A 13,178-nucleotide genomic window follows, 5' to 3' on the forward strand; every position below is an offset into this window, starting at 1 on the left:
AAGTCGGGAGAGGAGAACTGACATATGCACCTTCCCATCAAACTCGCCGCCGGCACGGTGCTGGCCTTCACCGCCGCTGGCACGGCGCAGGAAGTCACTGTGGCATCCTGGGGCGACTCCCATCGGACCGCCCAATCGGTCCAGCTCGCCAAGGATGGCGAGGGCGACGTGCCGGGGGCGATGTCGTTGCCGCCCGAAACCAGAATTCTGGAACGCCTCCGGAGAAGAGAAGACGTTCAGCTCGCAGGGTGGCCGTCTAACGTCCTAGTGGGCTTTCTCATTGGTTGCGGTATAATATTGCTCAGTGAAACAGCCTATGATCGCTTTAAAAAACATGCAGACTATAAAATGCAGATTAGAGAGATAGGCATTCGTCTCGACGCGTCCGACAGCGAAATAGAAGAGATCGGCGATAAAATCCCAGATATCGCCTACGCGTTAAGCATTCCCATAGAGCACGTCATTGAGGCACTTCGCGCAATCCGGCACGCCGGAGTGAAAAATTACGACGAGGCCTGGCTGAGGTTGCGGCCGACCATCAAAGCCTCCAGGTTCTCCGGTGCGTCGTTCGAGGACACGGCAGAAACACTTAAAATGGTGTCTAGGGCGTTGAACATCGATGCCCAAGCTCTTCCACGCGTCGTCGACAAGATCCTGGCGGTAGGCCGAGAGAAAGACATCAGCTCCAGAGATCTTCTCGAACATCTGCCCGATGTCCTGCCAACTGCCGTAGATGACCGCGGCTACACCGGAGTGCTCGGATTGGAGCAGATCATCGCCGACCTTCAGACCGTTAGCGGTCAGGTCCGTCTCAACAGGATAGCCGTGGAACAGCTGGAGGCCTTTTATTCCGAGTTCTCCTCCGAGGAGTTCCACCAGCGTTTGGAAGAAGCAGGCTATGATGTGAAGGGCGCTCTGAAGGACGCTGACAAGGCAGGCGCGAGCAAAGGCACGGCCCTACTGAATCTGATTGCCGACGATGTTCTCGAGACCCCCGAGCTCATCCCGCAGTTGTTTCACAATGAACAATCCGCCGCCGCCGCCAAGGCGATCCTGCTCAATCCGGAGGAGTGGAGGCGAAACAGGCCGTCAGTTGACTAGGAATCGCCATCCGGGACAGTCGGCTGGCCGCGCTGATCGCCGTCGCCCTGTTCGCCCGCAAGGCGGACTGACCGCCTCTCGCGGCAAACGACGGGCCCACAGAAACGAAAACAGCCTGCGTCCCGACCGGGGCGCAGGCTGTTTTCATGTCCGGCAGAGAGAAAGGACCGGCACACTGTGGCGCCGGCCTTCTTGCGAGATCAGAACCGCATCTTCATCCGGGCATAGCCGCCGAACTGGGACGAGTTCTCCGAAAAGGCGGTCTGCCCGAGCAGCGACAGGGAGAGCCGGTCGCTGAGGTCGGCATTGAGCCCGGCCTCCAGCTCGCCGATGAAGCGATCGCTGGTGCTGGCAACCGTCAGGTCGTTGAACATGCTGCCACTGCCGACAAGCCGGGAGGTGGTGGTGATCTCCGGATCGGTGAGCGCGGCAGTCACACCGGCCCGCAGGAACACCACCGCAGACTGCTCCGACCACTTGAAGGACTTGCCCACCTCGATCGACGGCCGCAGGGCAACGAAGGTATGCGACAGCGCATCCACCTGCCAGTTCAGGCCCCCAGCTCCGCTTTCGGTCATCGCATCCTGCCAGATCTGCGTGACGGCGAGCGCCGCGCTTGGCTTGGCATAGAAGGTGTTGTGCTCGAACACCGCCGCGATCCGCGCCGCCGCCGACAGGTAGCGGCCATCGAGATCACCCAGTGCCTGGTTGGTCACGCCCCCCAGGACGTAGTTGCGCTTGTGATCGTAGCTGTAGGTACCGCCGCTGAGGGTGCCGGACAGGGTGTAGTTGTCGATCTCGTGCTTCAAGGCCACACCGGCGCTGATCCGGTAGCCGTTCTGCGAGAAGTTGCTGCCCTTGACGGAGACATCCTCATACTGGCCAGCGAACTCGACGAAGGTTCCGTCGAAGATCTCATGCTGGCCGCCAAGCGCGATACCGGTGATCACCTCGTCGAAGCCCGGGTTGCCATTGGTCGCACCCTGGTTCTGCTTCGACCCGAGCGCCTGCGACCAGAGGCATTCGCGCTGCCGGTAGAACGGGATCTCCGCGTTCGGGTCCAGTTCCGGACAGCTTTGCAGCAAACCGCGCAATGCCCGTGCGGCGGAGATGGCACCGGCGGCGCTGACCGAGCTTTCGTCCAGCACATGCTCGCCGTAGATCCCCTCCAGCTCCGCCACCGAACCGGCATTGAGCGCCCGGTTTCCGACCTGCGACAGCGCCTTGCTGGTGTCGTCGTCCGCAGAGGCATCGCGCACCGCCGTCATGGCTGCATCGAAGAACTCGGCAAAGCGCAACGACCGGTTGCCAAGGGTCGCACCGGTCGCCTGACCGGAGTAGTCGACCTCGTAGCTCAGTTGCAGCGTGGTGTTGCTGTCCTGGCTCGGATCGAGCGTGTATTTGACCGCCGGCTTGCCACTCAGCACCACCTTGCTGACGTCCATGGACCCGCCGTTCTGGGTGTGCAGGATCGCCACGCTGCCCTTGTCGCCACTGGCCAGGGTGTTGGAGCCGATCCAGTTGGGCGTGATCGAGCCGCTGCCGAAGTCGGCCTTGCCGGTGCCGCCGGCGAAATCGACGGTGAGCACATCCGCCGAGGGGGCCGCAACGCTTGCGCCGTCGGTGGTCATGTCCACCAGCAGCGTGCCGTCGGATGTCTGGAGGAAGCCGGTCTTGGTGCGCAGCGTGGTCGTACCGACTTTCCCCACCCCATGGGCCGACATCGTGCCGTGATTGTACATCTTCACCGAAGTCGACGAGCCGAGATCGATGCTGTCGCCCATGGCAAGGACACCGCCCTTGTCGTTCATCAGCAAATGCGCCTTGGTGTCGTTGAGCTTGATCGAGCCGGACAGAAGGCCAGTGTTGCGGATCGCCAGGCTGGCCGCATCGTCATTGGCAATCACCACCGACGAAAAGCTGGCGCTGGTCAGAGTGCCGTCGTTGGTGATCCAGTTGCCCTTGAAATCCGGGTTGCTGTCGGTGGTGGTGACGTTGTCATTGCGGCCGCCAAGAATGGCGATCGTTTCATAGGCATCGGCGTTGGTGGTGGAAACGGTCGCGCCCTTGGCGATCGTCACATGCACCTGCCCGTCGGTTGCCGAGGCCTCCGCGTCGGTCTTGCTCTCGCCGGTCTGGGCAAGGATCGCGCGGCCGTGCTTGCCGCCCGCCGTAACCGTGCCGGAGACGGAGATGGAAACCCCCTTGGAGACGGAATCGTCGCCGCCGGCCGCGCTCTGGGCAAAGATGCCGGCCGCGTTGTCGCCGCTGACGGAGACCGTGCCGGACACATCGACCGACACCGCGCCACTGTCACCCTTGGCGCCCTCACTGCCGACCTCACCCTCGAACTCGATATCGGTCCCGCCAACGCCGGAGGAATAGGATCCCCGGCCGCCGCCGCCGCCGCCGACCGACTGGGCGAAGATGCCATGTGCCGTATCGCCACTGGTGACGATGCTGCCATCGGAGGAAATCGAGACATCGCCACCATTGCCGCCGCCGCCGGTCGACGCCGTTCCAACCGCCATCACGCCCAGGGTCTGCTCGAAGCTGTCGAGGCTGGCGATGATGGTCGATTCCAGATCGCCAGCGGCGCCGCCACCACCGCCGACCGACTGGGCAAAGATGCCCATCGCCCGATCACCGGAGGTCTTGATGCCCTTGTTGTTCTTGACCGTGACGCTGCCGCCGTCGCCGCCATCGCTGCCCGAGCCGGTCACCGTCGCCGAGTTGAGAAGCCCCTGGGATCCGTCGCCGCCGGCACCGCCGCCGCCGCCGACCGACTGGGCGTAGATCGCCGTGGCATCGCTGCCGGTGGTGATGATCCCGCCATCGTTGGTGACCAGCACCTCGCCGCCATTGCTCGCCTGACCGGCCGAGCCACCGATATCGACGGAAAAGCCTTCGAACAGGCTCTTCCAATCCTCATACTGTTCCTTGACTTCCTTGGCCTGGTTGATCTGCTCGTAGAGCTCGTAGATATCGGCCGCCCAGCCCTCAAGACCCGGGCTGCCATTGCCGCCGGTGCCGCCGCCGCCACCGACAGATTGGGCGAAGATGCCGTAGGACACATCGCCCGCGGTCTGGATCTGCGCCGAATTGGACACCGTGACCGTATCGCCATGGCCACCGCCGCTGCCGCTGCCGCCCATGGTGACCGCCAGCGAAAAGCCCGAGCCTTCCAGATCCTCCGGTTTCTTGGTGTAGCCGACGGTATAGGACCCGGCACTGCCGCCATCGCCGCCGCCGCCGCCGACCGACTGGGCGAAGATGCCATTCGATGAGCCGGATTTGGTGGAGATATTGCCCGAGTTGTCGATCGTCACTTTGCCGGCGTCGCTGCCCGGACCGCCGCTGCCGCCCACATGGACATTGGCATTGACCTTGAAGGTCTCGTCCTTGTCGATGGCGAAGTCGCCCAGGAAGGCAATGCCCGAGCCACCGTCGCCGCCGTTGCCACCAATCGACTGGGCGTAGATGCCGTCCGCCGAACCGCCGGTGGTGGTCAGCGTCTTGGTGTTGGTGACGCTGACGTCGCCGCCAACGGCGCCGCCGCCACCGCCTCCGCCCACGGTGATGGTGCTTTGCAGGTTCGATCCGGTGCTGAGCGAAGCCGTCACCGCATAGCTGCTGCCGCCGCTGCCGCCGTTGCCGCCAACCGACTGGGCGTAGATCGCATCGGCATAGTGACCGCTGGTGGTGATCGCGCCGTCGTTGTTGATTTCCACGGCTCCGCCGACGCCGCTGTCGCCGCCATCGCCGCCAATCGCCAGATCGAACGTACCGCCGCCCTCGGTCGAGACGTTGAGCGTTCCGGCGTAGACGACACCACCCGCGCCGCCATCGCCGCCAATGCTCAGGGCCGAAAGGCCGGCGGATCCGAACCCGGTGGTGCTGACCGTTCCCGAATTGGCCACGGTCACCTTGTCGGCCTTGCCGCCCTTGCCGCCATCACCGCCGAGCGAGACATTGATCGCGCCGGAGACCTCGCCGGCGCTTACCGAGCCATTGACCAGCACGCCGGCCTTGCCGCCGCTGCCGCCCTGGCTAAGCCCAAGAACGCCCGCCGCCAGGTTGCCGGCAGTGGAAATGCCGCCCTTGTTGGTGATGTCGACCGTGCCGCCAGTTCCGCCATCGCCGCCGGACGCACCAACCGCGACATTGACCGAGGCCATCGACGCCGCGCCATTGACCGTCAGACCGCCGGCACCACCGCCACCGCCCATGCTCTGGGCGAGAATGCCGACCGCCGCATCGCCGGTCGTCGTCAGGTCGCCTTCGCTTGTCACCGTGACCGCATTGCCCGCACCGCCCGAGGCGCCATCACCGCCATGGGTGTAGCTGGCCGAGGCCAGGGAGATGTCACCGTGGATCGTGGTGCCACCACTGCCGCCGCCACCGCCGAGCGACTGGGCGAGGATCGCGTAGGCGAAGGAGCCCTTGGTCTCGATCGCCCCGAAGCTGGAGACATCGACCGTGCCGGCCGCTTCGCCATCGCCGCCAAGCTGACCCAGCATCTGCGAGGCGAGATCGAGGCCGATCATGCCGGAGATGGTGCTCCCGGCCTTGCCGCCACCACCGCCCAGGCTCTGGGCCGAGATACCGGTGGAATGATCGCCAGCGGTGATGATCTTGCCTTTCGACGTCACCGAGACGGTTCCGCCGGCACCGCCCGCGCCACCTTCCGCGCCCATGAGGCCGACTTGTTGGCTCATCTCCAGATCGCCAACGCCGGCGGAATAGATGTTGCTGGAGTGGCCGCCGCCGCCGCCGATCGACTGGGCAAGGATGCCATCGGCATCGTGACCGCTCGTGGTGATCGCCGCGCTGGAGGTCAGGTCGACCTCGCCGCCATCGCCGCCATCGCCGCCATCGGCCCCCATATCGTGATTGATCTTGATATCGGCGATGCTGACATCGGCATGGGTACCAGACGACCCGCCGCCGCCGCCGACGCTTTGCAGGAGAACACCGGTGGCGCTGTCCCCTTCGGTGGTGATCGACCCGCCGAGCGATCCCTTCACCGTTCGCCCGTCATGGTGATGGCTGCCATTCGTGGCACCGGTCTGGGTGCCGAAGGTGAGACCGACATCGATCTCGGTGACCGTGCCGCCGGTGCCGCCGCCGCCACCAATCGACTGCGCCACGAACCCACGAGCCTGCGCACCCTTGGTGTGGATCATGTCCTTGTCAGTGCCGGTGAAGCTGATATTGCCGCCGGACCCGCCGTCGCCGCCGGTCGAGCCGACCCCGGTGGTCCCGATTCCCAGGTTGAGCTTGAAGGTGCCGCCGCCCTTGCCGCCGCCGCCGCCAATGCTCTGCAACAGCACGCCATCGGCGAACTGGCCTTCTGTCGTCACTGACAGCCCATCGCCCGAACCGGTCAGGGAGACATCCTTGCCACCGCCGCCATCGCCCCCGTTGCCGCCAATCGCCTCCAGTCCGCTGGGTGAATGGGCATTGCCGCCACCAGCGCCGATGCTGGCGACATAAACACCCATCGAGCTGTCGCCCTTGGTGGTAACCGTGACACCGTTCACCGAAAGATCGGCAGTGCCGCCATCACCGCCCGGGCCACCGGCGCCGCCGGTCGTCAGCACACCGCCATTGGCGCCACTGGCACCGCCACCGCCACCGACACTGATCAGCCCCACACCGATGGAATTGACCCCATCGGTGGAAAACGTGCTCTTGGTCAGGTCGACCGTCACCGCACCACCATCGCCGCCGGCACCGCCATCGCCGCCCATGGCATCAAAGCCATCGGAGCTGCTGCCCTTGCCGCCGCCGCCGCCAACGCTGATCGCCTCGAAGGCCGCCGCATGCGCTCCGGTCGTCGTCACCGTCACCGAGGACAGCGTCGCCGTCACCGTCCCGGCATCGCCGCCGCTATGGCCACTGGCACCATAGGCGACAAAACCGCTGGTGGATCCGGAGGCACCGGAAAAACCGCCGACGCTCTGCAACAGGATGCCGTTGGATTCCGCGCCTGCCGTCGTCACCGAGCTATCCGACAGGGTCAGCGTCACATTGCCGCCCGGCCCGGGCCCCTCGGATTCGCCGCCATGGGAATGAAAGGTGCCGTCACCATCGCCGGCATCGCCGCCTGCTCCGCCCAGGCTGAGCATGTGAATGCCCACCGCCTGCTTGCCGTCCGTGGTGATGTCCGCCTTCAGCGTGGCCTTGATCGTGCCACCATCACCGCCCTCGCCGCCATTGCCCGCATGCGCACCACCGCCGACGCCGTCGCCGCCCTTGCCGCCATCACCGGCGGCACTGATCAGCACCACACCATGATAGCCGTCCGCCGTGGTGTGGATCTTGTTGTCGCCGGTGGCATTGACGGTGATATCGCCGCCATCGCCGCCCACGCCACCAGCGCCGCCATAGCCACTGGCACCGGATTTTCCCTCTCCGCCGTGTCCCCCGGTGCCGCCCTTGCTCATGACGGCAATGCCGCTGCCCGCACCGACCTGATTGATGGCATGGCCATCCAGCAACGAGATATTGACCGTGCCGCCGTGGCCGCCATCCCCCCCCTGGCCGCCGTGACCGTCCTTGATGAAGCCCACCATGTAGCCTTCGCCGCCGGTCCCGCCAGTACCACCGGTTGTGCGAAGGAAAAGACCGTGGCCGATGCCCGATGTGATCGGCTTGACGTTGCTGGTGCCGCCGGAGGGTGACTTGGAGAAGGTCGCGGTCAGGTCACCACCGTCACCGGCATCGTGGCCATTGTCGCCGCGGGCGGTGGTGAAGGACGTCTTGTGCTCCGAGCCCTTCTTGCCGCCCCCGCCAGTGGATTCCAGATGAACGCCTTCGCCGCTGTTGCTGACGATGCCGTAGCCCTTGTCGAAATGGCCGGTTAACGTAAGGTCCTTTCCAACCTCATCCTCGCCGCCCGTATGCTGGAGCAGAACAGCATTGACTCCAGAGCCACTCCCCCCAAAGTCAGCGGTGAGATCCTGCAAGGTCAGATCGACGACAGACCCATCATTGTGGAATATCGGACCGAATGACCCGGTACACGTTTCCGAACCGTTGGAAATTGAGCACCCGGCGATTGCCGATGAGGACAGAAGAGAACTCGAAAGCGCCGCACATATACTTAGAATACTAATCTGAAACTTGTTCATTGGTCCCCACCAGCCGATCAGTTACGCAACCTCTCATTGCGCCATCTAGTGACGCATTCGCTTAACAACCCGCTAAATTTTCACGTGAATTGTCATTTTTTACGATGACATATCCCTCTGGGTCTCGATCTCCGGCGCCATCCCGCATAGGGCAACCCACTGGGGCCGGCAAAAAAGGTCCCAACAAAAAACGCGCCGACCGGAATGGCCGACGCGTTCCCTGTAGGTCCACTTTTCGGACGGCGCCTCAGGCGGCCCGGATCGTCGCGAGGAACTCCTTCATCGCGGTGCGCATCCGGTCCGACCGCTCATGCAGATCAGCAATCGAGGAGCGCATGTCCGTGCTGTATTCGCCGGTCTTGATGGCCGAGGAACTGACCTCGCCAATCGACCCGGTCACGCTCTGGGTGCCGCTCGCCGCCTCGGCAATGCTGCGGGCAATCTCGTTGGTCGCCGCATTCTGCTGTTCGGTCGCCTCGGTCATGGCGGAGGCGCGCTCTTCGATCATCCGCACCATCTCCGCGACCGACGCGGTGGCCTCAATCGAATCGGAGGCCGCCCGTTTCATCTCGGTGATCTGCTGGTCGATCTCCTCGGTCGCCCGGGCGGTCTGCTCGGCCAGCGCCTTGACCTCGGAGGCGACCACGGCGAAGCCGCGCCCCGCCTCGCCGGCCCGCGCCGCCTCAATGGTCGCGTTGAGGGCGAGAAGATTGGTCTGCTCGGCGATGTCGGTGATCAGCCCGGTCACCTGGCCGATCTTGGAGACCACCTGCTGCAGCCGGTTCACCGCCTCGCTGGAGCGCTCGACCTCGCCAGCCGCGTCGGTGGCGGCCTTGGCCGCGCCATTGACCTGGGTGTCGATCTCGGCAATCGAGTTCGACAGCTCCTCCGAGGCGCTCGCCACCGTGTTGACATTGCCGGTGGTCTGCTCCGAGGCTGCGGACACCGCCAGCGCCCGCTCCGAGGTGACCCGGGCGATCTCGGCCAGATCCTCGGCGGAGATGTTCAGGGTATCCAGCCCCGTCATCATCTCTTCGCTGATCGACAGAACGGTGCTTTCGAACTGATCGGCAACGGCCTGCATGTCGCGGTGACGCCGCGCGGCGGTCTCTTCCCGGTCACGGGCCGTCTCCTCCTCAAGCTCGCGGGTGCGGATGAGGTTGGCGCGGAAGACGCTGAGCGCCTCGCCCATCTGGCCGATCTCATCACGACGCGCACCAAGGTCCACCTCCCGCTCGGTGTTGCCCTCGGCCAACTGGCGGACGACGCCGGCCAGCCGCGTCAGCGGTTGCGACACCAGCCGATGGTTGAGGACCCCGAAGCCGATGGCCATGAGGACCAGCAGGAAGCCGCCGCCAATGGCGATCATCTGGGTGGAGCTGAGCTCGGCATGTTCGAACTCCAACAGCGCTTTCTCACGCGTCTGCAACTGCGTGCGCAAGTCGCCCTGCCGGGCAAACAGCGTGTCGAGCAGGCTCTGGCCGGTGCTTGTCAGCTCCATCGCCCGGGCAAGGTCGACCGTGTTGGGGTCTCGCATCAGGCGGATCTGCTCATTGGCAAAGCCGGTGAGCCAGCCCTTCCAGGCCTCGCGGATATCCGCGACCCGGCCGGCCTGCTCCGGCACCGCCGCCTTGAGGCGCTGCTCCAGGCCGCTCAGCGCCTCGTCGATCCCGGCGGTGCTGGCTTCTGTCTTGCGCACCCACTCCCGGTCGCCGGTCAGGAGGAAGGTCTTGACCGACAGGGCCTGATCGAGAACCGCGGTCTGAAGTCCGTCGATCTCCCGCGCCAGCGAGACGATCACTTCCGCCTCCCGCACCGCCGCGTTGGTCGACGCGGTCTTGTAGTAGGTGGTCAATCCGGTGAGCGCGCCAATCAGCGCAATGCCAAGAAAGGCGATCAGGCCTTTCCGCGAAACAGACATATTGGCAAACATGAAAACGTCCTCGAAGGGTCAGCAGGATGGCGCAGCCAATCAGCCTTGCGGCATGGTGCGGCGCTGCAATTCGGTCAGATTGATCTCGATGGTGGCGGCGCCGATCGGCCCCGCGCCCTTCGGGTCGGCCAGCGTCATGTTGAGCTGGGCCCGCCAGATCTGCCGCTCCGCGTCCCATTCGGGCTCATCGATGAACACCGCCTCCCTGCCTTCGGGGAACGTCTTCTGGAACTTGGCCTCATCCCCCTGCCAGTAATCGCCAGTGATCGCGCTCTGGCCGACATTCAGCCCATTGGCGTCCATCACGAACAGTTCCGTGTAGAGCCCGAGGCTGCCGGCCTGCACCCGCAACAGGTAAATCGACAGGGGGGCCGACAGCGTCGCGGAGATCAGCGGCTTGTCCGCCACCTCCCGCTCCGCCCGCCACTGCTTGTCGAGCGCGTCGATCTCACTCTGGGTCAGGTTGCCCCGCCGCTCGTTCTGCGCGTTCACCGACAGCGGCACGATTGGGTTGGTCAGCCAGGCCCGGGTCGCCTCGATCACCGCCGGCGTGATCAACGCCTTGGCATCTGGCGCCGCCGGCTCCGCCCGGGCTCCACTCGTCATCAGCAATGACGCACACAAGAGAACAAAGGTCGGTGATTTCATCGCGTAGGCTCCCCCATTTTGAGCAGCCTATCTTTTCGCGGGATATGTTAATCAAAGGTGCAAAGCATGAAAGTTCATGCGAAAACCTGTAATCGCGCACCCTGATAAGGACTTCATCTCATTTAACGCAGTGGAGCCGAACCGCAATTGCAGGTCTATATTTAAAATAAAATGCAATCTATGGGATATGAATATGCCGTATCGGCAGATTTTGTGGGCGCGGTCTTCCTTGTGCCCACAAAAAAGCCGGCCGGAGCGCTCGCCCCGGACGGCTTGTCGTGGCTGTCTCCGCCCGGGTAAAGCCCGGACAGGGCTGTTTTTTTCAAACTTTATCGCGCGGCCATTCCGTTGCGGGCGAGCCCCTCCGACAAGGCGGTGTAGTAGACATCCGGCCCATGCGCATGGCCGCCGGCCTCTTCGACCTCGGCCGAGGCATGGCGCAGAAAGTTACCGAAGGCATCGCCGCCGGTCGAGCCTGGACGCAACTGCAGGGAGCCCTGCTTCTCCTCCGGCTTGTAGGTGAAGATCGTCTCACCCTCCTTGATGGTCTCCACCACCTTGAGACTGTCGAGGGTTTCCGGATCCACCGCCGTCGGGTCCTTGGACAGCACCACCAGATCGGCGGTCTTGCCAACCTCGATCGAGCCTTTGCCGGCCTCTTCGAAGTGCTGGTAGGCCGGCCAGATGGTCATCGCCTTCAGCGCCGTCATCACGTCGACCCGCTGATCGGGACCGAGGATATCGCCCGACCGGGTCCGCCGGGTCACCGTGGCATCGAGGATGCGCATGGAATCGGGGAAGGCCACCGGTGCGTCATGATGCGAGGAGAACATCATGCCGCGCTCGCGCACCCAGCCGGTCGGCGAGATGTTTTCCGCATTGAGCGGACCGACGGTCCGGTCCCGGTGCCAGTCGCCCCAGTAGAAGGTGTGCATCGGGAACAACGACGGGAACATATCGAGTTCATCCACCGCCGCGACCTGATCCTTGCGCAGGAACTGACCATGGATCAACACCGGCCGCCGGTCGGCGCGGCCGTATTTCTCCGTCGCGGTCTTCACCGCCGCCAGCAGCATGTCCGACGCCCCCTCGCCATTGGAATGGGTCAGGATCTGGATGTTGTTGGCAAACGCCCAGTCGATCGCGTCGAACACCTCGTCGGTGGTCGCCGCCGCATAGCCCGCATAGTCGGCCCGGTAGGTCGAGGGCGGATTGTAGTAGGGCCGATCGCGCAGCGCGGTGAAGCCTTGCGGCGAGCCGTCGATGGTCAGCTTCGCGCCAGCCACCCGGAACCGGTTGGTGTAGGACGCGGAGACATTCTTGGCGATGAAGTCCTTGTCGACCAACGCATCCGGATAGGTCACCACGTCGATCTTGATGCGGCCGGCATCGGCCGCCGCCTTCATCAGGCGGGCCACGGCCGGCGTCGAGCGCCCTTCCTGACCGGTGGTGTAGCCGTAGCTCGTCAGCAACTCGGTGCCAGCGACGAACAGCTCCTGCGCGCCTTCCTTATCGAGATCGCTGAGCTGCTTGAGCGCTGCGCCGAAGAACGCGGCCTCTTCCAGAACCCCGTTCGGCTCGTTCGAGCCTTCTTCACGGCGGATCACGCCACCGGTCGGGTTCGGGGTCTCCGCGGTGATCCCGGCCAATTCCAGCGCCTTGGAGTTCATCACGCCCAGATGCCCGGACTGATGCATCACCATGACCGGAACCTCGGTCGAGACCTTGTCGAGATCCTCACGGGTCGGGTGGCGCTGCTCGGCAAGCTGCGCATCGTCGTAGCCGAAGCCGAGGATGGTGCCGAGCCGCTTGGCCCGGTCCGGATAGGTCTTGGCCCATTCGCTGAGCGTCGCCTGAAGGGCGGGAATATCGTTGACCTTGCCATCGGGCGCCGGCTGGATGTTGGCGGCCACCGCCTGAATGCCAATCATGAAGGCATGACCATGGGCATCGACGAAGCCCGGCAACATGGCCTTGCCCTTCAGGTCGATCAGCGTTGTCCCCTTGCCCTTGAACTTCATCACCTCCTCGGCCGTGCCGACAGCCAGGATGACACCATCCTTTTCCGCCACCGCCTCGGCTCTGGGCGCCTGGTCATTCATGGTCAGAACCGGGCCGCCCGACCAGATCCGGTCGGCGATTTCCTCGGCAGCAAACGCCGGGAATGCGCTAAGCCCGGCGGCAATCACCGCAAGGCATGAAATGGACATTCGCGTCAAGATAGTCTCCTTGCCTCTTCAACCCGCGCCCTGAGCAAGGCCAGCCAGGACCGGCCGCCGGATTCGGCACGCAGGAGCGATCCTGCGCCGCCAATGCTTTCATCATTATGAAGCGTCAGACGAACAAACAGGGATCGACAA

Annotated in this window: 5 protein-coding genes; 1 reads left to right on the forward strand and 4 read right to left on the reverse strand. The window is 64.4% G+C overall.

Annotation, left to right across the window (positions count from 1 at the left end):
- The first annotated feature begins 24 nt into the window (after positions 1–24).
- The gene (locus IEV83_RS07110; RefSeq protein ID WP_181759506.1) at positions 25–1,101 is read left to right on the forward strand and encodes a hypothetical protein; all 1,077 of its coding nucleotides are present in this window, start codon (positions 25–27) and stop codon (positions 1,099–1,101) included.
- Between the two features lie 200 nt (positions 1,102–1,301).
- On the opposite strand, the gene IEV83_RS07115 is transcribed toward IEV83_RS07110, so the two are convergent.
- From IEV83_RS07115 to IEV83_RS07130, 4 genes are all read right to left on the reverse strand, one after another.
- The gene (locus IEV83_RS07115; protein WP_181759507.1) at positions 1,302–8,072 is read right to left on the reverse strand and encodes an autotransporter outer membrane beta-barrel domain-containing protein; all 6,771 of its coding nucleotides are present in this window, start codon (positions 8,070–8,072) and stop codon (positions 1,302–1,304) included.
- Positions 8,073–8,484: 412 nt separating this feature from the next.
- Entirely contained in the window at positions 8,485–10,170 is a 1,686-nt protein-coding gene (locus IEV83_RS07120) for a methyl-accepting chemotaxis protein (RefSeq protein ID WP_181759508.1), read from the reverse strand.
- Positions 10,171–10,209: 39 nt separating this feature from the next.
- Entirely contained in the window at positions 10,210–10,818 is a 609-nt protein-coding gene (locus IEV83_RS07125) for a hypothetical protein (protein WP_209003011.1), read from the reverse strand.
- 329 nt (positions 10,819–11,147) lie between these two features.
- Entirely contained in the window at positions 11,148–13,028 is a 1,881-nt protein-coding gene (locus IEV83_RS07130) for an amidohydrolase (protein ID WP_181759509.1), read from the reverse strand.
- Positions 13,029–13,178 lie beyond the last annotated feature (150 nt).

This window comes from Stappia taiwanensis (assembly GCF_014635285.1).
In the GTDB taxonomy this organism is placed as follows: Bacteria; Pseudomonadota; Alphaproteobacteria; order Rhizobiales; family Stappiaceae; genus Stappia; species Stappia taiwanensis.

Coding starts and splice junctions, on each gene's coding strand:
- IEV83_RS07120 (WP_181759508.1), bottom strand. CDS start 10,170: ATGTTTGCCAATATGTCTGTTTCGCGGAAAGGCCTGATCGCCTTTCTT.
- IEV83_RS07125 (WP_209003011.1), bottom strand. CDS start 10,818: ATGAAATCACCGACCTTTGTTCTCTTGTGTGCGTCATTGCTGATGACG.
- IEV83_RS07130 (WP_181759509.1), bottom strand. CDS start 13,028: ATGTCCATTTCATGCCTTGCGGTGATTGCCGCCGGGCTTAGCGCATTC.
- IEV83_RS07110 (WP_181759506.1), top strand. CDS start 25: ATGCACCTTCCCATCAAACTCGCCGCCGGCACGGTGCTGGCCTTCACC.